The sequence below is a fragment of the Sphingomonas sp. CFBP 13706 genome, assembly GCF_014842355.1.
Lineage (GTDB): Bacteria > Pseudomonadota > Alphaproteobacteria > Sphingomonadales > Sphingomonadaceae > Sphingomonas > Sphingomonas aerolata.
Window position 1 is genome coordinate 18,663 of the sequence record NZ_JACYVM010000003.1, and the last position, 24,158, is coordinate 42,820.

Annotated in this window: 23 protein-coding genes; 10 read left to right on the top strand and 13 right to left on the bottom strand. The window is 68.1% G+C overall.

The window, feature by feature from the left end:
* Nucleotides 1-111: 111 nt before the first annotated feature.
* Nucleotides 112-1,395 (bottom strand): UDP-N-acetylglucosamine 1-carboxyvinyltransferase, encoded by a 1,284-nt coding sequence (murA, locus tag IFS44_RS06600; protein ID WP_031440515.1) that lies wholly within the window; start codon nucleotides 1,393-1,395, stop codon nucleotides 112-114.
* 121 nt (nucleotides 1,396-1,516) lie between these two features.
* Here murA and IFS44_RS06605 point away from each other — a divergent pair, with 121 nt between their 5' ends.
* Nucleotides 1,517-2,305 (top strand): Crp/Fnr family transcriptional regulator, encoded by a 789-nt coding sequence (locus IFS44_RS06605; protein ID WP_081874263.1) that lies wholly within the window; start codon nucleotides 1,517-1,519, stop codon nucleotides 2,303-2,305.
* 43 nt (nucleotides 2,306-2,348) lie between these two features.
* Here the strand turns inward: IFS44_RS06605 and clpS are convergent, their stop codons facing one another.
* The 3 genes from clpS to IFS44_RS06620 all read right to left on the bottom strand — a co-directional run bounded on the left by clpS (nucleotide 2,349) and on the right by IFS44_RS06620 (nucleotide 5,771).
* Nucleotides 2,349-2,735, bottom strand: coding sequence for an ATP-dependent Clp protease adapter ClpS (gene clpS / locus IFS44_RS06610; protein WP_056407432.1), 387 nt, complete (start codon nucleotides 2,733-2,735; stop codon nucleotides 2,349-2,351).
* Nucleotides 2,736-2,971: 236 nt separating this feature from the next.
* Nucleotides 2,972-3,880, bottom strand: coding sequence for a phasin family protein (gene phaP, locus IFS44_RS06615; RefSeq protein WP_244650077.1), 909 nt, complete (start codon nucleotides 3,878-3,880; stop codon nucleotides 2,972-2,974).
* Between the two features lie 133 nt (nucleotides 3,881-4,013).
* Nucleotides 4,014-5,771: a PHA/PHB synthase family protein gene (locus IFS44_RS06620; RefSeq protein ID WP_192097946.1), complete on the bottom strand. Its 1,758-nt coding sequence runs from the start codon at nucleotides 5,769-5,771 to the stop codon at nucleotides 4,014-4,016.
* 270 nt (nucleotides 5,772-6,041) lie between these two features.
* Between IFS44_RS06620 and IFS44_RS06625 the strand changes: the two genes are divergently transcribed.
* The gene (locus tag IFS44_RS06625; RefSeq protein ID WP_166746410.1) at nucleotides 6,042-7,250 is read left to right on the top strand and encodes an LL-diaminopimelate aminotransferase; all 1,209 of its coding nucleotides are present in this window, start codon (nucleotides 6,042-6,044) and stop codon (nucleotides 7,248-7,250) included.
* A 384-nt stretch (nucleotides 7,251-7,634) separates the two neighbouring features.
* Nucleotides 7,635-8,063, top strand: coding sequence for an acyl-CoA thioesterase (locus IFS44_RS06630; RefSeq protein WP_192097948.1), 429 nt, complete (start codon nucleotides 7,635-7,637; stop codon nucleotides 8,061-8,063).
* Nucleotides 8,064-8,067: 4 nt separating this feature from the next.
* On the opposite strand, the gene IFS44_RS06635 is transcribed toward IFS44_RS06630, so the two are convergent.
* On the bottom strand, nucleotides 8,068-8,469 hold the full coding sequence (locus IFS44_RS06635; RefSeq protein ID WP_244650079.1) for a winged helix-turn-helix transcriptional regulator: 402 nt from the start codon (nucleotides 8,467-8,469) through the stop codon (nucleotides 8,068-8,070).
* 236 nt (nucleotides 8,470-8,705) lie between these two features.
* On the opposite strand from IFS44_RS06635, the gene IFS44_RS06640 reads away from it, so the two are divergent.
* From IFS44_RS06640 to IFS44_RS06660, 5 genes are all read left to right on the top strand, one after another.
* On the top strand, nucleotides 8,706-10,826 hold the full coding sequence (locus IFS44_RS06640) for a RelA/SpoT family protein (protein WP_192097952.1): 2,121 nt from the start codon (nucleotides 8,706-8,708) through the stop codon (nucleotides 10,824-10,826).
* Nucleotides 10,827-11,132: 306 nt separating this feature from the next.
* Nucleotides 11,133-12,944, top strand: a complete 1,812-nt coding sequence (locus IFS44_RS06645; protein ID WP_192097954.1) for a DUF885 domain-containing protein — start codon at nucleotides 11,133-11,135, stop codon at nucleotides 12,942-12,944.
* Between the two features lie 62 nt (nucleotides 12,945-13,006).
* On the top strand, nucleotides 13,007-13,999 hold the full coding sequence (locus IFS44_RS06650) for a glycosyltransferase family 2 protein (protein WP_192097956.1): 993 nt from the start codon (nucleotides 13,007-13,009) through the stop codon (nucleotides 13,997-13,999).
* Nucleotides 14,000-14,128: 129 nt separating this feature from the next.
* Nucleotides 14,129-14,569, top strand: coding sequence for a hypothetical protein (locus tag IFS44_RS06655; protein WP_192097958.1), 441 nt, complete (start codon nucleotides 14,129-14,131; stop codon nucleotides 14,567-14,569).
* Between the two features lie 527 nt (nucleotides 14,570-15,096).
* Nucleotides 15,097-15,279 (top strand): hypothetical protein, encoded by a 183-nt coding sequence (locus IFS44_RS06660; protein ID WP_206757818.1) that lies wholly within the window; start codon nucleotides 15,097-15,099, stop codon nucleotides 15,277-15,279.
* Nucleotides 15,280-15,319: 40 nt separating this feature from the next.
* Here the strand turns inward: IFS44_RS06660 and IFS44_RS06665 are convergent, their stop codons facing one another.
* Both IFS44_RS06665 and IFS44_RS06670 read right to left on the bottom strand, forming a co-directional pair.
* A complete protein-coding gene (locus IFS44_RS06665) occupies nucleotides 15,320-16,048 on the bottom strand; it encodes a class I SAM-dependent methyltransferase (RefSeq protein WP_056406929.1) in 729 nt (242 codons plus the stop codon).
* Nucleotides 16,049-16,064: 16 nt separating this feature from the next.
* Nucleotides 16,065-16,469 carry a GtrA family protein gene (locus IFS44_RS06670; protein WP_244650016.1) on the bottom strand — a complete coding sequence of 135 codons (405 nt, stop codon included), beginning with the start codon at nucleotides 16,467-16,469 and terminating at the stop codon, nucleotides 16,065-16,067.
* Nucleotides 16,470-16,581: 112 nt separating this feature from the next.
* Between IFS44_RS06670 and IFS44_RS06675 the strand changes: the two genes are divergently transcribed.
* Nucleotides 16,582-18,372, top strand: a complete 1,791-nt coding sequence (locus IFS44_RS06675) for an AcrB/AcrD/AcrF family protein (protein WP_192097965.1) — start codon at nucleotides 16,582-16,584, stop codon at nucleotides 18,370-18,372.
* A 148-nt stretch (nucleotides 18,373-18,520) separates the two neighbouring features.
* Here the strand turns inward: IFS44_RS06675 and IFS44_RS06680 are convergent, their stop codons facing one another.
* From IFS44_RS06680 to IFS44_RS06705, 6 genes are all read right to left on the bottom strand, one after another.
* Nucleotides 18,521-19,141 carry a MarC family protein gene (locus IFS44_RS06680; RefSeq protein ID WP_031440980.1) on the bottom strand — a complete coding sequence of 207 codons (621 nt, stop codon included), beginning with the start codon at nucleotides 19,139-19,141 and terminating at the stop codon, nucleotides 18,521-18,523.
* Nucleotides 19,138-20,028 (bottom strand): bifunctional methylenetetrahydrofolate dehydrogenase/methenyltetrahydrofolate cyclohydrolase FolD, encoded by an 891-nt coding sequence (folD, locus tag IFS44_RS06685; protein WP_192097966.1) that lies wholly within the window; start codon nucleotides 20,026-20,028, stop codon nucleotides 19,138-19,140. The genes IFS44_RS06680 and folD overlap by 4 nt, the downstream gene beginning before the upstream one ends.
* 10 nt (nucleotides 20,029-20,038) lie before the next feature.
* Nucleotides 20,039-20,335: a DUF167 family protein gene (locus IFS44_RS06690; RefSeq protein ID WP_192097967.1), complete on the bottom strand. Its 297-nt coding sequence runs from the start codon at nucleotides 20,333-20,335 to the stop codon at nucleotides 20,039-20,041.
* A complete protein-coding gene (locus tag IFS44_RS06695) occupies nucleotides 20,332-20,634 on the bottom strand; it encodes a YggT family protein (protein WP_031395935.1) in 303 nt (100 codons plus the stop codon). The genes IFS44_RS06690 and IFS44_RS06695 overlap by 4 nt, the downstream gene beginning before the upstream one ends.
* 180 nt (nucleotides 20,635-20,814) lie before the next feature.
* Nucleotides 20,815-21,732 carry an acetylglutamate kinase gene (gene argB, locus IFS44_RS06700; RefSeq protein ID WP_056406920.1) on the bottom strand — a complete coding sequence of 306 codons (918 nt, stop codon included), beginning with the start codon at nucleotides 21,730-21,732 and terminating at the stop codon, nucleotides 20,815-20,817.
* Nucleotides 21,733-21,875: 143 nt separating this feature from the next.
* A complete protein-coding gene (locus tag IFS44_RS06705; protein WP_031440508.1) occupies nucleotides 21,876-22,520 on the bottom strand; it encodes a queuosine precursor transporter in 645 nt (214 codons plus the stop codon).
* Between the two features lie 174 nt (nucleotides 22,521-22,694).
* Here IFS44_RS06705 and IFS44_RS06710 point away from each other — a divergent pair, with 174 nt between their 5' ends.
* Entirely contained in the window at nucleotides 22,695-23,960 is a 1,266-nt protein-coding gene (locus IFS44_RS06710; RefSeq protein WP_031440507.1) for a NupC/NupG family nucleoside CNT transporter, read from the top strand.
* Nucleotides 23,961-24,158: the final 198 nt, after the last annotated feature.

The window sequence follows — 24,158 nt, forward strand, 5'->3', positions numbered from 1 at the left end:
CCCGTCATCCTGACGAAAGTCAGGATCCAGAGTTACAGACGCTGCGCTTAATGGCTCTGGATCCTGACTTTCGTCAGGATGACGGAGGAGGGACGTCCGACGCCCGAAGCCTCACCCGTCGCTCGCCCGCTCGATATCCGCACCGACCGCGCTCAGTTTCTCCTCGAGCCGCTCATATCCCCGGTCGAGATGATACACCCGCCCGACCGACGTCTCGCCGTCCGCCGCCAGCCCCGCCAGGATCAGGCTCATCGACGCGCGCAGGTCGGTCGCCATCACCGGCGCGCCGACCAGCTTGTCGACGCCGCGCACCACCGCGGTGCGGCCGCGTACCTGGATGTCCGCGCCCATCCGCGCCAGCTCGGGCACGTGCATGTAACGGTTCTCGAAGATCGTCTCGGTCAGCACGCTCGCGCCGTCCGCCTTGCACAGCATCGCCATGAACTGCGCCTGCATGTCGGTCGCGAACCCCGGATAGGGCGCGGTCGACAGCGTCAGCGGCTGGAGATGCCCGTCCGACGCGACGCGGATGCCGTCCTTGGTCGGGGTGACGCTCACCCCCGCCTCGACCAGCGCGTCGAGCGTCGCGCCCATGTCCGACGCGGTCACGCCGGTCAGCTCGAGGTCGCCGCCGGTGATCGCCGCGGCGCAGGCATAGCTGCCCGCCTCGATCCGGTCGGGCATCACCGCATAGGTCGCGCCGTGCAGCCGGTCGCGGCCCTCGATCGTCAGCGTCTCGGTGCCGATCCCGTCGATCGACGCGCCCATCGCGACGAGGCAGCGGCACAGGTCGACGATCTCGGGTTCGCGCGCGGCATTCTCGATCACGCTGGTCCCGCGCGCGAGCACGGCCGCCATCACGACATTCTCGGTCGCGCCGACCGACACGATCGGGAAGCGATAGCGTCCCCCGGTCAGCCGTCCGCCAGGCGCGGTCGCCTTCACATAGCCCGCCGCCATCTCCAGCTCGGCGCCGATCGCCTCGAGCGCGCGCAGATGCAGGTCGATCGGCCGGTTGCCGATCGCGCAGCCGCCGGGCAGCGACACCGTCGCCTCGCCGCCGCGCCCGAGCAGCGGGCCGAGCACGAGGATCGACGCACGCATTTTCCGCACGATGTCGTAGGGCGCCTCGGTCGAGGTCAGGTTGCCCGCGCGGATCGTCATCACCCGCCCGAAATCCTCAGGGCGGGTCCCCTGGATCGCGGTCGACGCGCCCAGCTGGTTGAGCAGATGCCCGAACCCGTCGACATCGGCCAGCCGCGGCAGGTTGCGCAGCGTCAGCGGCTCCTCGGTCAGCAATGCGCAGGGCATCAGCGTGAGCGCGGCGTTCTTCGCGCCGGAAATGGGCAGGCGCCCGGTCAGGCGGTTGCCGCCGCGAATGAGAATACGGTCCATCCCCGGCTGTCTATCGCCCCGCACGATCCGCGCAAGCCCGGCCGCGTAGCGGGCCTGCCTCCGCAGGCGCGCTTGGCGGTCAACCAAATGTGGCTCAGACCGGCCCTATTGATCGACTTTAATGCGTAAAATCGGGGGGTTTGCTCTGTGGAGCAACGACGGGGAGCCGATCACAGTGCCGCACAGCTGCTTCGCCGAACGTCTCGGCGATTACATCACCTTGACCGAGAGCGAGACGACGGCACTGACGCGCCTCGAGGAGCGCCCGCGCGACCTGCGCCGCGGCACGATCCTGCTGCGCGAGCACGACCCGATGGCCGAGCTCTTCATCCTCCAGCGCGGCATGGCGATGAGCTATGTCCTGCTCGACGACGGCAGCCGCCAGATCCTGCGCTTCCTGTTTCCCGGCGACATGCTCGCGGTCTCGGCTTTGGTCTACCGCGACTCGCCCGAGACGATCGTCGCGATGACCGACCTGACCGTCTGCCCGTTCGACCGGACGCTGATGGCGGGGCTGCTGACCGAACATCCGCGGCTCGCCGCGGTCATCATGGTGATGAACCAGATGGAAAAGGTCGCGCTGACCGACCGGCTCGCCGCCCTCGGCCGCACCTCCGCCAAGGTCCGCGTCGCCGCGCTGCTGCTCGAGATCCGCAACCGCATCCGGCTGACCGGACAGGCCGCGACCACCGATTTCGCTCTGCCGCTGACGCAGGAGGAGATTGGCGACGCGACCGGGCTGACCGCGGTCCATGTCAACCGCATGCTCCGTCAGCTCGAGGAGGACGGGCTGATCGCGCGTGGTGCTGGCCGCGTGTCGTTCACCGACGAGACCGCGCTGCTGCGTGCCGCCAATTACGTGAACCGGTTCGACGGTCTCGACCTGCGCTGGCTCCCGCCCGCGCGCTGACCCGCCGGGCCTATCCTCCGACGCGCCCCCTAAAGCCGCCCGATCACGCCTTTTCGAGCGTGCACTGCAGCGGGTGCTGGTTCTGCTGCGCGAAATCCATCACCTGGCTGACCTTGGTCTCGGCGACCTCGTAGCTGAACGTCCCGCACACGCCGACGCCCTTCTGGTGGACGTGCAGCATCACCCGCGTCGCCGCCTCCATGTCCATGCGGAAGAAGCGCTGCAGGCACAGCACGACGAATTCCATCGGCGTGTAATCGTCGTTGAGCATCAGCACGCGGTACGGCGTCGGCTGCTTGGTGCGCGACCGCGTCTTGGTCGCGATGCCGACATTGCCCCGGTCGTTGCCGCCGGAATCCCCGGTGCCGTCGGAATTTCCGTCTTCGGCACGGATCCCGTCTTCAACACGGCTATAGCGTCGCTCGGTCATCGTCATCGGAACCAGTATTTTCGGTGTCAGCGCCATGACGTGAAAATATGGCACCTGATGGTCGAAGAGCAAGCCCCGCCCGCTAAAAGGGCAACCTATGAGGCCCGGCAAAAGGGCCCGGCAAAGGGGTAAGGCACAAGCGCCACGCAGAAGGGGCAGGCAAGGGATCCCCTGCCTGCCCCTCCCGTCTCGCGTCCGGCCGGAGACGACGCGTAGTGCCGACCCCGGTCACCGGCTCAGTTGGCGATCTTCATCTTCTCGGTCGCGATCGCGACCCGGTTGGACAAAGGCTGCGTGATCTCGCCCGCCATCTTCATCATCATCTCGGTCGAACGCGCGCTGTCCGCGATCAGCGTGTCGAACGCGGTGCGCATGTAATCGCCCTGCAGCTTCATGAACTCGGTCGGCGACTTGGCCGCGGCGAGCGTCTTCATCGCCTCGGTCGCGCCCTCGAACGATGCCTTGGCATAGGCCGAAACTTCATGCCCCAGCGTCTCGGCGCCTTTGGCGGCAATCTTCGACGATTCGACGATCGCCTCGATATTGCCCTTGGCGAACGCATTGGCGTCCTCGAACGCAGCCGCGCTCTTCTCCATCGCGCCCTTCGCGCGGGTCGAGAGGTCGGCGAACATTGCCTGGGTCTTTTCGATCGTGCCGGTGTCGAAATTCATCATGCCATCCTTTCCTGTACGCGCCGCTCCGACGGGAACGACGATGTCTGCTGGTGTCGAAACGGGTGTTGCAAGCGGCACCGCGACGCCGGTCACGGCGGGCTGCGCGTCTTCGGTGCTCACAGGCTGCGCGTCGTCGGACGCGGCGGTCTGCGGCTCGTCGGGGCTTGCGGGCTGCGCGGCGATGTCCGCCGCAGCAATCCCAGCCGCCCCCTCGACCGCGGCGACAGCCATCTCGGGCACAGTCTCGGGAAGCGCGACGGGCGCGGTCTCGGGCGGTGTGATTTCGAGGGCTTGCACGGCTGCCGGAGCAGGCTCGATGATCGGAGTCGTCTCGACAACCGGGGCCGTCTCGACCGCCGCGACCGTCTCGGCCGGGGGCAACGCGACGGGCTTGGCGACTCGCTTGGCTCGCGCCGGCGCGACGGATTTGACCGTCCCGCGATCGCCCGACTTCGAACCAGACCCCCGCATCACATCTGCCCCCGCCTTATCGTGTTGCGTCGCAATATATCACAGTTGCAATGCCCCGACAATCGCCATTGTGCAGTGCAATATATTCCCCGATTCAACGTGTTGGTTAACGGGCGCTCGAGGCGGCCTGTGCTCACCGCATCCGCACATAGTCTCCCGGCGACTCGCCAAGCGCGGGCAGCGCCCCTTCGCCGGGGATCCGCGCCCCCGTCGCCGCAACGGTTTCGTCCCCTATCGCGCGCAGCCACGCGACCCAGTCGGGCCACCAGCTCCCCTTGGTCTCGACCGCCGCGGCGACGAATTCATCGAGGCTCGCCGGCGTGTCGGTGCTGGCCGGATCCAGCGTCCAATATTGATATTTCCCCGCGGCGGGCGGGTTGACCACGCCCGCGATATGCCCCGACCCCGCCAGCACGAAGCGGACCGGCCCCGACAGCGCGGTCGTCAGCTTCCACACGCTCGCCGCCGGCGCGATATGATCCTCGCGCCCCGCCTGGACATAGGCGGGCGTCGTCACGCAACTGAGGTCGACCGGCGTGCCGTCCACCACCATCGCGCCCGGCTCGACCAGCAGATTGTCGCGGTACAGGTCGGTCAGATAGGCCCTGTGCCATTTCGCCGGCAAATTGGTCGTGTCGCCATTCCAGTGGAGCAGGTCGAACGGCACATAATCCTTGCCGAGCAGATAGTTGTTGGTGACGTAATTCCAGATCAGGTCGCGCCCGCGCAGCAGGTTGAACGTCGCCGCCATGTAGCGCCCGTCGAGAAACCCCTCGGGCGACAGCGTGCCGAGCAGCGCGATCTGCTCGTCGTCGATGAAATGCGCGAGCTCGCCCGCATCCGCGAAATCGACCTGCGCCGTGAAGAAGGTCGCGCTCGCGACGCGGTCCGCCTGCCCCCGCGCGCTCAGCACCGCCAGCGTCGCGGCCAGCGTCGTCCCCGCCACGCAATAGCCGATCGTATGCACCGCGGGCACCTCGAGCAGGCCGCGCACCGTCTCGATCGCCTCGATCTGCGCGGCGACATAATCGTCCCAGATCACGTCCTTCATGCTCGCATCGGCGGACTTCCACGACACCATGAACACGCTCAGGCCCTGCTCGACCGCCCAGCGGATGAAGCTCTTCTCGGGGTTGAGGTCGAGGATGTAGAAGCGGTTGATCCACGGCGGAAAGATCACCAGCGGGGTCGCCTGCACGCGCTCGGTGGTCGGCGCATAGTGGATCAGCTCGTAGAGCGGCGTGCGCAGCACGACCTTGCCCGGCGTCATCGCCAGGTTGCGGCCCAGCTCGAAACTGCCCTGCGCGGTGTGGCTGAGCTGCCCGCGGCCGATGTCCGCCATCATGTTCTGCAGGCCCTGCAACAGGTTGGCGCCGCGCGTCTCGATCGTCTTCTCGATCACCTCGGGATTGGTCAGCGCGAAGTTGGTCGGGCTCATCGCATCGACGAAGCCGCGCGTCGCAAAGCGCAGCTGCTCCTTCTGCCGCGGCTCCAGCCCCTCGACCGCGTCGACGCTGCGCAGCATCTGGTCGCCGATCGTCTGGTAACTCTGCCGGATCAGGTCGAACACCGGCTCGCGCCACTGCGCCGCCTTGAACCTTTTGTCGGTCGCGGGCCCGGGCTCGGGCTGGGGCGCCGCGCCGCCCCCCGGGGGCACCAGCATCTGCTGCCACAGCGCAAAGCCGTCCCGCCAGAAATCGCGCACCCGCGCAATCGTCGCCGGATCGTTGAACCCCGGCACCACCATCGCCTCGGGCACCGCCGCATCGAGCGGCGCGGTGATCGCATCGAGCCCCTGCGCCATCATCATCTGCTGCGCCCGCCCCATCACCCAGGTCCAGTGCTGCAGCTCGGCCAGCGTCGGTGCGGCAATCCCCGGCGTCTCGGACATGGGCAACCTCTCCTTTTGCCCAAGCCTAACCCACTCCCCCACCCGGCGAAAGCACCCCAGCAACCCTCCCCCCCCTTCCGTCATCCTGACGAAAGTCAGGATCCAGAGCCAAGCAGCGTACACGCCCGCCGCTCTGGGTCCTGGGTCGAGCCCGGGATGACGAAGAAGGGCAGGCACGCCCCCCACCTTTCCCGCCACAACCGAAACGCGGTGGATGACGCCCCCCGCGGCATACGGTACAGCACCTCTTCCTCCAGCTCGGGGCCGATCATGTCCGACGATTTCTACCGCATCAAACGCCTGCCACCCTATGTCATCGCCGAAGTGAACGCGATGCGGGCGGCGGCGCGGGCGGGCGGCGAGGACATCATCGATCTCGGCATGGGCAATCCCGACCTGCCGCCCCCCGAGCACGTCATCGCCAAGCTCGTCGAGGTCGCCAGCAAGCCCGGCGCGCACGGCTATTCGCAGTCGCGCGGCATTCCCGGTCTCCGCAAGGCGCAGGCCAATTACTATGGCCGTCGCTTCGGCGTCGACGTCGATCCCGAGACCGAGGTCGTCGTGACGATGGGCTCGAAGGAAGGGCTCGCCAGCCTCGCCACCGCGATCACCGCGCCCGGCGACGTCGTGCTCGCGCCCAACCCGTCCTATCCGATCCACACCTTCGGCTTCATCATCGCCGGCGCGACGATCCGCGCGGTGCCGACCACCCCCGACGACGCCTATTTCGAGAGCCTCGAGCGCGCGATGGCGTTCACCGTGCCGCGCCCGTCGATCCTCGTCGTCAACTATCCGTCCAACCCGACCGCGGAGGCGGTCGACCTCGCCTTCTACGAACGGCTCGTCGCCTGGGCGAAGGAGAACAAGGTCTGGATCATCTCCGACCTCGCCTATTCCGAGCTCTATTACGACGGCAATCCCACCCCCTCGATCCTTCAGGTCAAGGGCGCCAAGGACATCGCGATCGAGTTCACCTCGCTCAGCAAGACCTATTCGATGGCGGGCTGGCGGATCGGCTTCGCGGTCGGCAACAAGACGCTGATCGCGGCGATGGCCCGGGTGAAGAGCTATCTCGACTACGGCGCCTTCACCCCGATCCAGGCCGCCGCCTGCGCCGCCCTGAACGGCCCGCAGGACATCGTCGCGCGCAACCGCGAGCTCTATCACAAGCGCCGCGACGTGCTGGTCGAAAGCTTCGGCCGCGCCGGCTGGGACATCCCCTCGCCGCGCGCCTCGATGTTCGCCTGGGCGCCCTTGCCGCCCGCGCTCGCGCATCTCGGCAGCCTCGAATTCACCAAGCAGCTCCTCACCCACGCCCACGTCGCGGTCGCGCCCGGCGTCGGCTATGGCGAGAATGGCGAGGGCTATGTCCGCATCGCGATGGTCGAAAACGAACAACGCCTCCGCCAGGCCGCGCGCAACGTGAAACGCTATCTCCAGAGCATGGGCGTCAACACCCCCGCCCAGGGCGCCGGCTGACCCGCCGCCCGCCCCCGTCATCCTGACGAACGTCATGACCCAGAGCCACGCAGCACCACCCCCGCGGCTCTGGGTCCCGGATCAAGCCCGGGATGACGGCGTGAAGAGCAGCACCCCTCCCCAAACCGTCATCCTGACGAAGGTCAGGATCCAGAGCCAAGCAGCGCCACTCCCGCGGCTCTGGATCCTGGATCAAGTCCAGGATGACGGCGGGAAAAGCGGCATCTCCCACCCCCACCCGTCATCCTGACGAAAGTCAGGATCCAGAGCCAAGTAGCACCCCGCCCGCGGCTCTGGGTCCCGGATCAAGTCCAGGATGACGAAGGAGGAAGCAGCCCCCCCCGAAAGGTTGACGCCACCCCCCGCCCCAGCCATCCCCAAGCCATGACCCGCCCCGGCTTCGCCTTCTCCACCAACCTGCGCGTCCGCTACGCCGAGATCGACGGGCAGAAGATCGTCTTCAACTCGCGCTATCTCGAATATGCCGATGTCGCGATCACCGACTTCTGGGACTGGAGCGGGATCGCCGCCGCGGTGCCCGGCTGGGACGACACCGAATTCAACGTCCGCCGTACCGAGATCGACTATCTCGCGCCCTTCCGCCTCGGCGACACGATCGCGGCGCATGTCCGGATCGAGCGGGTCGGCACGTCGAGCCTCACCAAGCGGATCGAGCTGACGCATGCCGAAACCGGCGCGCTCCACACCGTGATCATGATGGTCAGCGTCCATGTCGATCTCGCGACCGGCCGCCCCGCGAGCCTGCCGCCCGCGATCCGCGACCATATCGCGCGGCTCGCCACCCCCGTCTGACCGCTCAGTCCGTCGCGCCGATCTCCCCCGGCAGCGCCCAGATCAGATCGCCCCGGCCCAGCACGCGGCCGTCATGCGCGCGCACCGCGACCTGTTCGATCGGCTGCCGGTCGCGCGCATCGACCAGGATCGGGAAGGCCGGGATCCGCGTCTCCCACCGCTCGCCCCATTGCCGGAGCGCGATCATCGTCGGCAGCAGCGCAAAGCCCTTCTCGGTCAGGCCATAGGCGATCTTGCGGCGATCCTCGGGCAGCGGCCGCCGCGCGAGGATCCCGTGCTCGACCAGCCGCGCGAGCCGGTTCGCCAGGATGTTGCGCGCGATGCCCAGCTCGGCCTGGAATTCCTCGAAATGATGCAGCCCGTTGAACGCCGCGCGCAGGATCAGGAACGACCAGCGCTCCCCCATCGCCTCGAGCGCCGCCGGCAGGCTGCATTCCCGCAGCGGCTCGCGCAAAATCCCTCGCGAAATTCCTCGCGAAATCCCCCGCGAAATTCCCCCCGAAATCCCCATCGTCCCGGCTCCCCCCGACCCCGGTCTAGCCTATAGCATTCCGCCGCGCGATGCGCTCATCGAGTGCGTCTATCACGGTGACCGGACGCTTTTGGTTGCAAAGCAACACGCTGCGGCCCCATCTATGTTCCGTGTTGCGCCAATATGAACTCGTCGATCGAGTCCTCGATTACGATCCCGATGCCGACGAGGCCCTGCTGAACCGCGCCTATGTGTTTTCGATGCAGGCGCACGGGTCGCAGAAGCGTGCGAGCGGCGATCCCTATTTCAGCCATCCGATCGAGGTGGCGGGCATCCTCACCGACCTGCATCTCGATGACGAGACGATCGCCACCGCGATCCTCCACGACACGATCGAGGATACCGTCGCCACGCCCGAGGAGATCACGCGCCTGTTCGGCCCGTCGGTCGCGCGGCTGGTCGACGGCGTCACCAAGCTCAGCAAGATCGAGGCGCAGACCGAGAATGAGCGCGCCGCCGAGAACCTGCGCAAGTTCCTGCTTGCCATGTCCGACGACATCCGCGTGTTGCTGGTGAAGCTCGCCGACCGGCTGCACAACATGCGCACGCTGCATCACATCGCCAAGCCCGAGAAGCGCCGTCGCATCGCCAAGGAAACGATGGACATCTACGCGCCGCTCGCCGAGCGGATCGGCATGTACGAGTTCATGCGCGAGATGCAGACGCTCGCCTTCGAACAGATCGAACCCGAAGCCTCCGAATCGATCAACCGCCGGCTGGAGCAGCTGAAGGACGGCGACGGCAACCGCATCGCCAAGATCGCCTCGGGGCTCAAACTCGTGCTGTCGCGCGCCGGCATCGAGGCGGAGGTCGCGGGGCGCGAGAAGCATCCCTATTCGATCTTCCGCAAGATGTCCGAACGGCACATCAATTTCGAACAATTGTCCGACGTGATGGCGTTCCGCGCGATCGTCCCGACCGAGGCGGACTGCTACGCCGCGCTCGGCATCATCCACCAGCGCTGGCCGATGGTGCCCGGCCGGTTCAAGGATTACATCTCGACGCCCAAGCGCAACGGCTATCGCTCGCTCCACACCAGCGTGATCCATGCCGACAATGCGCGTATCGAGATCCAGATCCGGACCGAGGCGATGCACGCCCAGGCCGAATTCGGCCTCGCCGCGCACTGGGCCTACAAGCAGAAGAGCGGCGGCCAGACGATCGGCGGCGGCGAGCATCAGGTCAGCTGGATCCGCGACCTGGTCGAGATCCTCGACACCGCCGAAAGCCCCGAGGAGCTTCTCGAACATACCCGGATGGCGATGTACGCCGACCGCATCTTCGCCTTCACCCCCAAGGGCGAGCTGATCCAGCTGCCCAAGGGCGCGACGCCGATCGACTTCGCCTATGCGGTCCACACCGATCTCGGCGACCAAGCGGTCGGCGCGAAGATCGACGGCCGCGTCGTGCCGCTCTCGACCGTGATCGAGAACGGCAACCAGGTGCAGATCCTGCGCTCGAAAGGCCAGTCGCCGCAACCGCACTGGCTCAACGTCGCGACCACCGGCAAGGCGCTCGCCGCGATCCGCCGCCATCTGCGCCACAAGGAACGCGTCGAGCAGGAGGCACTCGGCCGCACGCTGTTCGACGACATCGCCTCGCGCCTCCCCGCGCCGATCGGCCCCGACGCGACCGAGCCCGCGCTCAAGCGGCTCAAAATCGCCGACGAGGGCGCGCTGATGGTCGCGATCGCGCGCCGCACCGTGTCCGACGAACAGGTGATGGAGGCGCTGATGCCGGGCTCCACCGGCGCCGATCTCGGCCATGCGGTCGCCCCGCAGTCGAGCGCGATCTCGATCAAGGGGCTGACGCCGGGCGTCGCCTATGACCTCGCGACCTGCTGCCACCCGGTGCCGGGCGACCGCATCGTCGGGCTGCGCCGCCCCGATGCGGGGATCGAGGTCCATGCGATCGACTGCCGCGTGCTCGCCGAACTCGCCGAGCGGACCGAAAACGAGACCGACTGGGTCGACGTCGCCTGGGGCGAAAAAACCGAAGGCGCGGTCGCGCGCATCTCGGTGATGGTCAAGAACGAGCCCGGCTCGCTCGGCGTGGTCGCGTCAATCATCGGCACGCACATGGCCAACATCATCAACCTCCGCCTCGACACGCGCGACACCAGCTTCCACACCAACGAGATCGACGTCGAGGTCCACGACATCCAGCAACTCATGCGCCTCATGGCCGGCCTCCGCGCCGCCGACGCCGTCAACACCGTCGAACGCGTGTAACCGCCGCTCCACACCGTCCCCCGCGCCGTCCTCCCGACGAAAGTCGGGACCCAGAGCCCAGCAGCACCACCGCCCGCAACCCTGGATCCTGGGTCAAGCCCAGGATGACGAAAGGGGAGAGTCACCCCTCCCCCGTCATCCCCGCGCAGGCGGGGATCCCGACTGGCGAACGCCCGCGATCCGGCGGCACCCGCATAGCCTATGGATCCCCGCCTCCGCGGGGATGACGACGCGGGGGACAAGCCCCCCCGCTTGCCCCGCACAATTCCCCGGCTACTATCCCCCCAAACCCCGGGGGACCATCACATGAACCGTCGCGCCTTCCTCTCGTCCGCGAGCATGCTCGCCACGCTCGCCCTCGTCCCGCGCGCCGCGCTCGCCGCCGGCGCCACCCCCGGCGACGCGAAGCTCGACGCGCTCCTCACCTCGATCTTCGACGCGAACCTCAAATACGCCCCCGAATTCGCCACCCAGCTCGGGCTCGACAAGGGCGCCAACGCCGCGCTGAAAAGCCGGCTCGGCGATTACACCCCCGGCGCGGTCAGGGCGAACCTCGCGCGCACCACCCGCACGATCGCGCAGATCGAGGCCGTGCCCCCCGCCACGCTCTCCGACGCCGGCCGCCTCAACCGCGAGGTCGTGCTCTATTCGCAAAACCAGCAGCGCACCGCCGCCGAAAAATTCGGGCTCGGCTCCCCCACCAACCCCTATGTCATCAGCCAGCAGGACGGCGCCTATTTCGACGTCCCCGACTTCCTCGACAGCGCGCACGTCATCAGGACCGCCGCCGACGCCGACGCCTATTGCGCGCGCCTCGACGCGTTCGCGACCGCGCTCGACGGCGACACCGCGACGCAGGCCGAGCGTGCGAAACGCGGCCTCGTCGCCCCCGGCTTCTCGCTCGACCTCGCGCTCGGCCAGATGGCGGCGCTGCGCGCGCCTGCGCCCGCGCAGAGCGGCCTCGTCACCTCGGTCGCGACGCGCACCAGGGCCGCCGGGCTGACCGGCGACTGGGACCGCCGCGCCACCGCGCTGGTGACGGACAAGGTCTATCCCGCGCTCGACCGCCAGATCGCGCTGGTCAAGCAGCTCCGGACCACGGCCCGCGCCGAGGCCGGGCTCTGGGCGGTCCCCGGCGGCGACGCGATCTACGCCGCCGCGCTCGCCCAGGCGACCACCACCAACTTCACCCCCGACGAAGTCCACAAGCTCGGCCTCGACCAGGTCGCGCAGATCGGCGCCGAACTCGACACCATCCTCAAGGCGCAAGGCCTGACCAAGGGCAGCATCGGCGCACGCCTCGCCGCCTTCAACGCCACCCCGGCACAGCTCTATCCCGACACGCCCGCCGGCCGCACCGACCTCATCGCCGGGCTCAACACCGGGCTCGCCGCGATGCAGGCCAAGCTCCCCCAGGCGTTCATAAACCCGCCGTCCGCCCCGCTCCAGATCCGCGCGGTCCCGACCGATATCCAGGACGGCGCCTCGAACGGCTATTACCGGCTCGCCGCGCTCGACGGCTCGCGCCCGGCGATCTACTTCATCAACCTGAAAAGCGTCGCCGACTGGCCCAAATACACGCTCCCCTCGCTCACCTATCACGAGGGCGTGCCGGGGCATCATCTCCAGCTCAGCCTCGTCGCCGGGCTCGACACGCCGCTGCTGCGCAAATTCTCGTTCTTCGGCGCCTATGTCGAGGGCTGGGCGCTCTACGCCGAACAGCTCGCCGACGAGCTCGGCGGCTATGCCGGCCCGATCGAACGCGCAGGCTATCTCCAGTCCTTCCTCTTCCGCGCCGCGCGCCTCGTCGCCGACACCGGCCTCCACGCCAAGCGCTGGACGCGCGAACAGGCGACCGACTATTTCGTCGACACCGTCGGCTTCGCCCGCCCCCGTTCGCAGCGCGAGATCGAGCGCTACTGCACGATGCCCGGCCAGGCGTGCAGCTACAAGCTCGGCCACATCAGCTGGCTCCGCGCCCGCGACTCCGCGAAGAAGATTTTGGGCGACAAGTTCGACGTGAAGCAGTTCCACGAAGTGCTGCGCGACGGCGCCGTCCCCCTCACGATCCTCGAACGCCTCGTCGAAGCCCGCGCCACCGCGCTGGCCAAGGCCTGACGCTTAATCCTCCCCCAAGAACAAACGATGACGCCGCGCGCGGGGGCGGCTAGAGAGCGGGGATGCACCGTCCCGCGCTCTCGATCGTCGTCCCCTGCTACAACGAGGCCGCCTGCCTCGACCTCCTCCACGCGCGCATATCGGGCGCGGCGCAGAGCGCGGTCGGCGAGGATTACGAGATCGTCCTGATCAACGACGGCTCGCGCGACGACAGCTGGTCGGTGATGCAGCGTCTCGCCGCCGCCGATCCCCGGCTCGTCGCGATCAACCTGTCGCGCAACCACGGGCATCAGCTCGCGCTCACCGCCGGGCTCGATCTGTGCGCGGGCGCGCAGATCCTGATCATCGACGCCGATCTCCAGGATCCCCCCGAGCTCCTCCCCCAGATGCGCGCCGCGATGGCCGAGCAGCAGGCCGACGTCGTCTACGCCGTCCGCCGCCAGCGCGCGGGCGAGACCGTGTTCAAGAAGGCCACCGCCGCCGCCTTCTACCGCCTGCTGACCAAGATGACCGACACGCCGATCCCGGTCGACACCGGCGATTTCCGGCTGATGAGCCGGCGCGCATTGGATGCGTTCCTCTCCTTGCCCGAACAGGCCCGCTTCATCCGCGGCATGGTCGCCTGGATCGGTTTCCGCCAGGTCCCCTTCGCCTATGACCGCGCCGAGCGGCATGCGGGCGAGACCAATTATCCGCTCGCCAAGATGATGCGGCTCGCCTTCGACGCGGTCACCGGCTTCTCGACCGCCCCCTTGCGCTTCGCCAGCCATGCCGGCCTCGCGCTCACCGGCGTCTCGCTGCTGCTGTTCGTCTACATCGCGATCGGCTGGCTCTCGGGCAGCGCGGTGCAGGGCTGGACCTCGACGATGCTGGTGACGGTGTTTCTGGGCGCGGTGCAGATGTTCGTGCTCGGCATGATCGGCGAATATCTCGGCCGGCTGTACGTGGAATCCAAACGCCGCCCCCTCTACATCGTCGCCGACATCGCCGGCCCCATTCAGGGCAAGGCCACCCTCGGCTTCCGCGCCGAACCCACAGAAACCCCCCTCACGTAACCAAAAAGCCCCTCCCCTTCAGGGGAGGGGTTGGGGTGGGGGCCCACCCCGCAAGCACCCGCCCGACACCAATATTGACGCGCCCTGCAAAGCGGCACAGCCTTCCACCCGCAAGAGGGAGGCAGCGTGATGCTAAGGCTCATCGTGTCGATCATGGCCGGCCTGGCCATCGCGGTCCTGCTCATCGTCGCCACCGACACGCTGTTCCACACCGTCTCGACCACGCCCCCGCCCGATCCTGGCAACGCCGACGCGATGCGCGACTATGTCGCCCGTCAGCCGCCGGCCCTGCTCGGCGGGATCGTCCTGGGCTGGTCGCTGGCGGCCTTTTCCGGCGCGGCCGTGGCGGCGCGCGTCGCCGGACGACGGCAGGGCGCGGGCTGGAGTGTCACGCTGCTCGTCCTGCTTGCGACCGCGGCGAATTTCGTCCTGGTCGAGCATCCCGCCTGGATGGTCGCAACCGCGATCCTCGCCATTCCCGCCGCCGGCGCCCTAGCCACCCGCCTCGCCACTCCCCGCCCCAACCCCACCCCGGCGAAGGCCGGGGCCCAAGTGGGAAAGCCAAAGTAACAAAGCGCAACGCCCGTCAACACCGTCCCCCAACTGGACCCCGGCCTCCGCCGGGGAGGAATTGGAGAGACGTCACGTGCGAACCACACCCAACCGCAGCACCGCCCCAAACCCCCGTTCGTGCTGAGCGAAGTCGAAGCACCCCCCCGGCACACACCCTACACCTGAGCCCCCACCCCGGCGAAGGCCGGGGCCCAGGTGGGAAAGCCAGAGTAACGAAGCGCCACAGCAGTCAGCACCGTCCCCCAACTGGACCCCGGCCTCCGCCGGGGAGGGATCGCAGAGGAATCGGGCTAACCCACCCAACCGCACCACCGCCCCCACCCCCCGTTCGTGCTGAGCGAAGTCGAAGCACCGCCCCCCGACCCCCACCCATCGACTGCGCTCAGGGCGAACGGACATGGGGCGGCGCCTGGCCCGATTGCGGACAGAAGACGGTCGTGACATGTCTTCGCGCAGAGGAGATTGGGATGGCGACGGTAACAGCACGGTTGGCGAACAGGCTGCCCCCGCGGCTGCGTATGGCCATGACGCCATTTCTGTCGTTCGCGATCGGTTGGCTCGCGCTCACCGGCCTGATCGAGACCGTGCAGAACGGCGACGCTTTTGACCTGGTGAAGCTTGGCGCGCTGATCGTCGGATGCGTCCTGGCGGCGGTCGTCCGTCCGATCCCGGATAAATATCGGCGATCACCCGACCAGCAAGAGTGACGGAGAGCGCAGACACAGTGTCGCGCTCTCCCCCAACCCCCTAGCCCGGTACCGCCAGCGTCACGATCGAAACCCCCGGCGTCATCGGCACGCGCCCGACCAGATGCCGCTCCAGCCGGAAGATCCGCTCGAACAGCGCATTCAGCGGCTTGGCGGGCGGGGAATCGTCGCTGTCGTCGCGACCCGACAGCCGCCCGGCGATCCGCGCCGCCGCCGCCAGCGGGAACAGCAGCGAATTGAAATAGCCGAGCTTGTCGGGCTTCAGCCCCGCCGCCGCGATCGCCGTCTTCAGCGTCGCCTTCGAATAGCGGCGGTGGTGATGGTTGACCGTGTCGTGCGCACTCCACAGCCACTGGTGCGCCGGGACCGCGATCAGGATCTTGCCGCCGGGCGCGAGGCACTGCGCCATCGCCTTCAGCGCCGCGACGTCGTCCGCGATATGCTCGACCACGTCGAGCACCGCGATCAGGTCGTAATGCCCGCGCGGCACCCCCGGAAGCTCGGGCAAGGGCGCCGCCCCGACCGGCTTGCCGAGCCGCGCGCTCGCGATCTCGCGCGCCGCCGGATCGATCTCGATCGCGTCGATCTCGCCGAACCCCGCCAGCATCGGCAGATTATGCCCGGTCCCGCAGCCGATCTCGAGGATCTTCGCATCCGCCGGCAGGCCGCCATAGCGCGTCAGATAATCCGCCAGGATGTCGCGGCGCGCGCGGTACCACCAATGCGTGGAATCATGCGCGGCCATCCGGTCGTAAACGATGCGGTCCATCAGCAATCGGCCATAATCAAGAGAATACCCAGAAGCGGTTGAGCACGAACGTCACGATCGCGGCAAGGAACACCGCGGGGACCAGCGGCACCCAGGGGTGCAGATGGAGGAACGCGGTCCCGACCCAGGTGATCAGCGCGTTGAGCGCGAGCCCCGTCCCCTGCACCAGCACGAACTTGACGTGCTTCGCCCCGCCCGGCTCGGCGGCATGCCCCTTGAAGCTCCACCGGCTGTGCAGGAAATAGCCCGCGGTCACCGCCACCGCAAAGGCGAACGGCACCGCCGCGACCGCCTGCTCGGGCGGAAACACGAACCTGGTCAGCGGCAGATAGACGAGCGAATAGATCACGCTCGACAGCCCGCCCGCAATCCCGAAGCGGAAGAGCTGGCCGAGCACGCCGCTCGCCCGCATCTGGTCCATCTGTCGCCTGATCGCCTGCATGCCCGCCTTGTTCTTTACACGCGCGTCGATACAGCGGCGCTCAACGTCACGCCCCGCGCATTAGTCCGCGCGCGGTCAGGAGGAAAGCGTTTTGGATCAGCCCCACCAGTCCCCATGGCAGCGGGGGCGCGACCTGCTCGATCGCCACTGGGTCGCGTTGACGCTGCTGGCATGGCTCGGCGTCGCCGCCTGGTCGCTGGCCGACCGCTGGGGTCAGGTCCGCTGGCTGTCGCTCGGCGACACCGACGACAATATGCGCCTGATGCAGGTCCGCGCATGGCTCGACGGCCAGGGCTGGTACGACCTGCGCCAGTACCGGATGAACCCGCCCGCGGGCTTCGACATCCACTGGAGCCGGATCGTCGACCTGCCGATCGCCGGCCTCATCCTCTTCTTCCGCCTGTTCACCAGCAACAGCTGGGCCGAACGGCTCGCCTGCGGGATCGCGCCCTTGCTGCCGCTGTCGATCGCGATGCTCGGCATCGGCGCGACGGTGCGGCGGCTGATCCACCCGCTCGCCTGGCCGCTCGCGATCCTGTTCCTCGTCGGCGCGACCGCGACGATGCTGATGTACATGCCCGAACGCATCGACCATCACGGCTGGCAGCTCGCGATGCTCAGTCTCACGCTCGCCGGCCTGTGCGACCCGCGCGCGAGACGCGGCGGCGCGCTGGTCGGGATCGCCAGCGCGGTGTCGCTGTCGATCGGGCTCGAACTCCTCCCCTATGCCGCGATGGCCGGCGCGATCATCGCCCTGCGCTGGGTCTGGGACCGCGCCGAGGCGCCGCGGCTCGCGGTCTATGCGCTGACCCTGGGCGGCGGCAGCACGCTCGGTTTCGCACTCTTCGCCTCGAACGCGAACCAGGCGATGCGCTGCGACGCGCTGACGCCCGTCTGGCTCAGCGTCATGATCGCGGCCGGGATGCTCCTCTTCCTGCTCGCGCGCTTCGGCCCGGCATCGCGCGGGGTGCGTCTCGCGCTCGCGGTCGCGGCGGGCGCGGCGATCGTGATCGGCTTCGCGCTGATGTTCCCGCAATGCCTCGCCCGGCCCGAGGGCGTCTCGCCCGAGCTTCAGCGCAACTGGCTGAACAATGTCCGCGAGGCCAAGCCGATCTACAAGCACAGCTGGCGCACCGGCGTCGCGATCGCGACGCTGCCGGTGATCGGCCTGCTCGGCGCGCTGTTCGCCGCGTGGCGCGCACGCCGCCGCCCGAGCGCGATCGGCTGGGTCGCGGTCGCGCTGTTCACCACCTTCGCGGTGCTGATGCTGTTGTGGCAGGTCCGCGCCGGTCCCGCAGCCCAGATGCTCGCGGTCCCCGGCGGCGTCGCGCTCGCCTGGGTGATCGTCCCCCGGCTGCTCGGCCACCGCTCGATGCTGGTGCGCGTGCTCGGCACCGCGGGCGCGCTGGTGATCGTCTCGGGCTTCTTCGTCGGCATCGCGCTGAAGTACGTCCCCGTGGGCAAGCCCAAGGGCTATGAAAAGCGCGTCAACATGGCGACCGGCAACTGCCTGCGCACCACCGTGCTGCTCGCGCTGAACAAATACCCCGCGCAGACGATCTTCACCTTCGTCGACATGGGCCCGCGGCTGATCACGATCACGCACCACAACGCGATCGCCGGCCCCTATCACCGCAACGGCGCCGCGATCCTCGACGTCCAGCACGCCTTCGGCCGCACCCCCGACGAAGCCCACGCGATCATCAAGCGCCACGGCGCGACCCTGTTGCTGCTCTGCCCCAACGCCGCCGAATCGACCAACTACAAGGCCCGCAGCCCCAACGGCTTCTACGCGCAGATGGCGAAGAACGAGGTCCCGGCGTGGCTCACCCCGCTCCCCCTCCCGGCAAAATCCCCGCTGCGGCTCTTCAAGGTCGACTGACACACCCGTCATCCTGACGAAAGTCAGGATCCAGAGCCAAGCAGCACCACCGCCCGCAACCCTGGATCCTGGGTCAAGCCCAGGATGACGGGAAAAAGGGCCATCCCCCCGCCCCGGCAATCGGCGCACCGCGCACGCCGACCCCAGCCTACCGCAACACCACCGACAACCCATCCAGCACGAACTGCACCGCCAGCGCCGCCAGCAGCACGCCGAGCAGCCGCGTGATCACCGCCTCGATCTTCGCGCCCAGGATCCGCATGATCGGCCCCGCCGCGAGCAGCGCGACCAGCGTCAGCAACAGGATCGTCACCATCGCTGCCAGCACCACTGCCGAGCGCTCGATCCCGCTGTTGCGGCTCATCAGCAGCATCACCGACGCGATCGATCCCGGCCCCGCGATCATCGGCATCGCCATCGGGAAGATCGACACGTCGTCGGCTTCGGGATCGCTCGCGACCTTGGCGGCGCGGTCCTCGCGGCGTTCGGTGCGCTTCTCGAACACCATTTCGAGCGCGATCAGGAACAGCATGATCCCGCCCGCGATGCGGAAGCTCGCCAGGCTGATCCCCAGCCCTTTGAGCAACGCCTCGCCGAACAGCGCGAACACGAACAGGATCGCCGCCGACACGCCGACCGCGCGGAACGCCATCGCGCGCTTCTGTGCCGCCGACGCGCTCGCCGACAGCCCGGCATAGATCGGCGCGCAGCCCGGCGGATCGATCACCACGAAGAAGGTGATCAGCGACGAGATATAAAGCTCGATCATGCGCCGGCCCGGTCGAGCGCCGCCTCGTCGATCGCCACCCCTTCGCGACGCCCCGCCGAGACGAGCGTATTGCGCAACAGGCACGCGATCGTCATCGGCCCGACGCCGCCCGGCACCGGCGTGATCGCGCCCGCGACCGTGACCGCGCTCGCGAAATCGACATCGCCGACCAGCCCCGCCTCGGTCCGGTTGATGCCGACGTCGATCACGGTCGCCCCGGGCTTCAGCCAGTCGCCCTTGATCATCTCGGGGATCCCGACCGCGGCGACGACGATGTCCGCGGCGCCGACATGCGCGCGCACGTCGCGCGTCCGGCTGTGCACCACGGTCACCGTGCAGCTCTCGCGCAGCAGCAATTGCGCCATCGGCTTGCCGACGATGTTCGACCGGCCGACGACCACCGCCTCCATCCCGCTCAGGTTCGGCACGACGCTTTTGAGCAGCATCACGCAGCCAAGCGGCGTGCACGGCACGAACCCCGCCGAACCCGTCGCGAGCCGCCCCGCATTGATCGGGTGGAAGCCGTCGACATCCTTGTCGGGATCGATCGCCGCGATCACCGCCTGCTCGTCGATATGTCTGGGGAGCGGCAACTGGACGAGGATCCCGTCGATCGTCGGATCGGCATTGAGATCGGCGACCAGCGCGAGCAGCGTCTCGGCGCCGACATCGGCGGGCAGCCGGTGCTCGACGCTCACCATCCCCGCCTCGCGCGTCGCCTTGCCCTTCGACCGGACATAGACGTTGGACGCAGGGTCCTCGCCGACCAGCACCACCGCGAGCCCGGGCGCGCGGCCCGCCGCTGCGGCAAAGGCGGTGACGCCGGTGGCGATACGGGCCCTAAGGCCGGCGGCGAAGGCCTTGCCGTCGATGATGGTCGCACTCATGCCCGCCGTCCTAAAGCGCGGCGGCGATTTCCGCCAGCGCAGGCGTGTCGCCCGCGACATGCAGGCGTTTCAGCCGCGCGGTCTCGCCCGCGACGATAGTGACCGCGCGTTTCGGCACGCCGAAGCTCTTGGCGACCAGCGCGATCAGCGCGGCATTCGCGGCGCCATCGACCGGCGCCGCCGCCAGCCTTGCGGCCAGATGCTCCGGGGTCCCCGCCATCAGCGCATCCCGCCCGCCGCGCGGCGTCACGCGGACCGCGATCGCCAGACCGCCGTCCACCGCACGCCAGGCGGCCGCATCGCTCACAGCCCGGGGGCGAGCAGGCTCTGCGCGATGTTCGGCACGACGATGTTGGTCAGGATGTACAGGATCAGCAGCACGACGAGCGGCGACAGGTCGAGCGTGCCGAAATCGGGCAGGATCCGCCGGATCGGCCGATAGAGCGGCTCGGTGATCCGCTGCAACGCCTCCCATACCGACCGGACGACATTGCTCTGCGTGTTGATGATGTTGAACGCGATGAGCCACGACATCACCGCCTGGATCATGATGACCCACCAGACGAGGTTGAGCAGCAACTGGACGATCTGAAGAAGGGCGAGCAAGGCAAGGGTCTCCGCTGGTGTATGCCTTATATAAGGCAGCGGACCGACAACGAGAACCCCGCCCCCTCCAAACAACCCCCTTCCGTCATCCTGACGAAAGTCAGGATCCAGAGCCAAGCAGCGTCGGCCCCCGTAACCCTGGATCCCGGATCAAGCCCGGGATGACGGGAGAAGAACCCCCTACCGCGCCCGCCCGTTCGCACTCACCAGCGTCCCCGCCCCCTGCCGCGTGAAAATCTCCAGCAGCATCGCATGCGGCACGCGCCCGTCGATGATCACCGCCGCGTCGACGCCCGATCCGACCGCCGCGACGCAGGTCTCGAGCTTGGGGATCATCCCCCCCGTGATCGTCCCGTCGGCGCGCAGCTCGGCGATCTTCGCGGGATCCAGATCGGTCAGCAATTCGCCCTGCTTGTCGAGCACGCCGACCACGTCGGTCAGCAGGAAAAACCGCGCCGCGCCCATCGCCGCGGCGATCGCGCCCGCCATCGTGTCGGCGTTGATGTTGTAGGTATGGCCGTCCGCACCGATCCCGATCGGCGCGATCACCGGGATGATGTCCGCGGCGATCAGCGTGTCGAGGATCGTCCGGTCGACCGCGATCGGCTCGCCGACGAACCCCAGGTCGACATGCCGCTCGATCCCCTGGAGCTTGTCGGGCTCGCGCCCGTGCCCGACCTTCTGCGCGAGGACGAGGCCGGCGTCCTTCCCCGAAATCCCGACCGCGCGGCCGCCCGCCTGGCCGATCCAGCCGACGATTTCCTTGTTGATCGATCCCGCCAGCACCATTTCGGCGATCTGCGCGGTCTCCTTGTCGGTCACGCGCAGCCCGTCGACGAACCGCGATTCAACCCCCAGCCGCTTGAGCATCGAGCCGATCTGCGGCCCCCCGCCATGCACCACGACCGGGTTGATCCCGACCGCCTTCAACAGCACCATGTCCTCGGCGAAATCGCGCTGCAGCTCGGGGTCGCCCATCGCGTGCCCGCCATATTTCACGACGAAGGTCTTGCCGGCATAACGCTGCAGATAGGGCAGCGCCTCGGTCAGCGTCTCGGCCTTGGCGAGCAGGGCGGGATCGGGCGTATGATCGGTCATCCCGCCCCCTTAGCCAGTGCGAGGGGTTAGCGAAAGCCGCGCTGCCACCCTTCCGTCATCCTGACGAACGTCAGGACCCAGAGCCAAGCAGCGTCACCGTCCGCGACCCTGGGTCCTGACGTCCGTCAGGATGACGGACGCAATCAAACCCGGTCCAGCCGCCGCCCCAGCCGCACGAAGAACGTGATCGCGAACGGCACCAGCACCACCGACAGCACCACCTTGGTCAGCATCTGCCCCGCCATCAGCTCGACGATCGGCCGCGCGCCGAGGAACGAGATGGTGATGAACAGCACCGTGTCGATCACCTGCGACACGATGCTCGCGATCATCCCGCGCAGCCACACCAGCCGGCCCTCGCCGCCGACCGGCCCCGCCAGCCGCGCGAAGATCAGCACGTTGAGCGTCTGCGAGATCCCGTAGGAGATCAGCCCCGCCATCATCATCCGTGCGCCCTGCCCGACGACGACCGGAAACGCGTCGACCGCGGGCGGGTACATGCCCGGATCATGCGGCAGCGCGAGCACCAGCTGGATCAGCGCCGCCGACACCAGCAGCGGAATGAACCCCAGCCGCACCAGGAACGTCGCGGTCTTCTGCCCGTGCAGTTCCGAAATCGCGCTGCTGATCACCACCAGCAGCAGGAACGCGAAAATCCCCGCCTCGACCGCGAGCGGCCCGAGCGCGACCTGTTTCACCCCCAGCACGCCGGCGATGCACACCATGCCGCCATAGAGGACGGAGAAAATGAAGAGCGAACGCGGGAACGCGGGAAGGTCTGTGGTCATCGCGCCGGACGCTAGCGAAATGCCGCGCGCCGTCAAATGCCTAGCCCTTCTGAAACCGCGCCATGAAAGCGTGCAGGCGTCAAATGACTGGCGAGCACGGCGTACCCGTGTCATGTCGGCCGCTTGCGCAGCCGGGGGGCCGCGTGTGTCACCGTACCAAAACGCAGGGCGTCCATGGAAAGACTGATCATCGGCCTTGCAGGCATCGCCGTCATCCTCGGCATCGCGGTGCTGCTGTCGAGCGACCGCCGCGCGATCCGGCTGCGGATCGTCGGCGCCGCCTTCGCGCTCCAGGCGGGCATCGCGATCCTCGTGCTCTATTCGAGCTTCGGCAAGGTCGTGCTCGGCAGCATGTCGGGCGGCGTCGCCAATCTGCTCGGCTATTCGCAAAAGGGCACCGAATTCCTGTTCGGCAAGATGGCGACCCCCGAGATCGGCGGCCAGAGCTTCGCGATCGCCGCGCTCCCCGTCATCATCTTCTTCGCCAGCCTCGTCTCGATCCTCTATTATCTCGGCATCATGCAGTTCGTGGTGCGCTGGGTCGGCGGCGGCATCGAGAAGGTGATCGGCGTGTCGAAGGTCGAATCGCTCTGCGCGGCGGCGAACATCTTCGTCGGCCAGAGCGAATCACCGCTCGTCATCCGCCCCTATCTCGCAGGCCTCACCCCCGCCCAGCTCTTCACCGTGATGACCAGCGGGATGGCGGGCGTCGCGGGCACGATCCTCGCGGCCTATGCGTCGATGGGTATCCGCATCGACTATCTGCTCGCCGCCAGCTTCATGGCCGCGCCCGGCGGGATCCTGATGGCGAAGATCATCATGCCCGACCGCGTCACGCCGCCCGAGGGCGAACTCGCGCTCGGCGACCTGCCCGGCGAATCCTCCGCGGGCGAACCCATGCCGCAGGCGACGCATGACGAGGAAAAGCCCGCCAATTTGATCATGGCCGCGGCGCAGGGCGCACAGACCGGCGTCCGCCTCGCGGTCGCGGTCGGCGCGATGGTGCTCGCCTTCGTCGCGCTGGTCGCGCTCGCCAACGGCCTGCTCGGCGGGCTCGGCAACATGATCGGGCTGCCGGGGCTGAGCTTCCAGGGGCTGCTCGGCTATGTCTTCGCGCCGATCATGTTCCTGCTGAACGTGCCGTGGAGCGAGGCGGGGATCGCCGGCGGACTGTTCGGGCAGAAGATCGTGCTGAACGAATTCGTCGCCTATATCTCGCTCGGCACGCAACCGGGGCTCAGCCCGCGGACGATCGCGGTGATCACCTTCTCGCTGTGCGGCTTCGCCAATTTCTCGTCGATCGCGATCCAGATGGCGGTGACCGGCAGCCTCGCCCCCAACCAGCGCCCGATGATCGCCAAACTCGGCCTCCGCGCCCTCGCCGCCGGCAGCCTGGCGAACCTCATGTCCGCCGCCCTAGCCGGCCTCCTGATCAGCTAAAAAACCCGTCATCCTGACGAAAGTCAGGACCCAGAGCCAAGCGGCGACACGCCCGTGACCCTGGGTCCCGGGTCAAGCCCGGGATGACGAAGACGCAAAACCCCTCTCCCCCAGGGGGAGAGGGAGGGGCCCACGCAAAGCGTGGGAGGGTGAGGGCACGTGAGGCTCGAGACCACCCGTCATCCTGACGAAAGTCAG

What these genes read in the sequence shown, in the direction of transcription:
- IFS44_RS06680 (WP_031440980.1), bottom strand. Translation starts at nt 19,141, where the DNA reads ATGATCGAGCTTTATATCTCGTCGCTGATCACCTTCTTCGTGGTGATC.
- IFS44_RS06620 (WP_192097946.1), bottom strand. Translation starts at nt 5,771, where the DNA reads ATGTCCGAGACGCCGGGGATTGCCGCACCGACGCTGGCCGAGCTGCAG.
- IFS44_RS06605 (WP_081874263.1), top strand. Translation starts at nt 1,517, where the DNA reads ATGCGTAAAATCGGGGGGTTTGCTCTGTGGAGCAACGACGGGGAGCCG.
- IFS44_RS06635 (WP_244650079.1), bottom strand. Translation starts at nt 8,469, where the DNA reads ATGGGGGAGCGCTGGTCGTTCCTGATCCTGCGCGCGGCGTTCAACGGG.
- IFS44_RS06625 (WP_166746410.1), top strand. Translation starts at nt 6,042, where the DNA reads ATGTCCGACGATTTCTACCGCATCAAACGCCTGCCACCCTATGTCATC.
- IFS44_RS06650 (WP_192097956.1), top strand. Translation starts at nt 13,007, where the DNA reads ATGCACCGTCCCGCGCTCTCGATCGTCGTCCCCTGCTACAACGAGGCC.
- folD (WP_192097966.1), bottom strand. Translation starts at nt 20,028, where the DNA reads ATGAGTGCGACCATCATCGACGGCAAGGCCTTCGCCGCCGGCCTTAGG.
- IFS44_RS06655 (WP_192097958.1), top strand. Translation starts at nt 14,129, where the DNA reads ATGCTAAGGCTCATCGTGTCGATCATGGCCGGCCTGGCCATCGCGGTC.
- clpS (WP_056407432.1), bottom strand. Translation starts at nt 2,735, where the DNA reads ATGACCGAGCGACGCTATAGCCGTGTTGAAGACGGGATCCGTGCCGAA.
- argB (WP_056406920.1), bottom strand. Translation starts at nt 21,732, where the DNA reads ATGACCGATCATACGCCCGATCCCGCCCTGCTCGCCAAGGCCGAGACG.
- IFS44_RS06705 (WP_031440508.1), bottom strand. Translation starts at nt 22,520, where the DNA reads ATGACCACAGACCTTCCCGCGTTCCCGCGTTCGCTCTTCATTTTCTCC.
- murA (WP_031440515.1), bottom strand. Translation starts at nt 1,395, where the DNA reads ATGGACCGTATTCTCATTCGCGGCGGCAACCGCCTGACCGGGCGCCTG.
- IFS44_RS06670 (WP_244650016.1), bottom strand. Translation starts at nt 16,469, where the DNA reads ATGGACCAGATGCGGGCGAGCGGCGTGCTCGGCCAGCTCTTCCGCTTC.
- IFS44_RS06665 (WP_056406929.1), bottom strand. Translation starts at nt 16,048, where the DNA reads ATGGACCGCATCGTTTACGACCGGATGGCCGCGCATGATTCCACGCAT.
- IFS44_RS06645 (WP_192097954.1), top strand. Translation starts at nt 11,133, where the DNA reads ATGAACCGTCGCGCCTTCCTCTCGTCCGCGAGCATGCTCGCCACGCTC.
- IFS44_RS06660 (WP_206757818.1), top strand. Translation starts at nt 15,097, where the DNA reads ATGACGCCATTTCTGTCGTTCGCGATCGGTTGGCTCGCGCTCACCGGC.
- IFS44_RS06710 (WP_031440507.1), top strand. Translation starts at nt 22,695, where the DNA reads ATGGAAAGACTGATCATCGGCCTTGCAGGCATCGCCGTCATCCTCGGC.
- phaP (WP_244650077.1), bottom strand. Translation starts at nt 3,880, where the DNA reads ATGCGGGGGTCTGGTTCGAAGTCGGGCGATCGCGGGACGGTCAAATCC.
- IFS44_RS06630 (WP_192097948.1), top strand. Translation starts at nt 7,635, where the DNA reads ATGACCCGCCCCGGCTTCGCCTTCTCCACCAACCTGCGCGTCCGCTAC.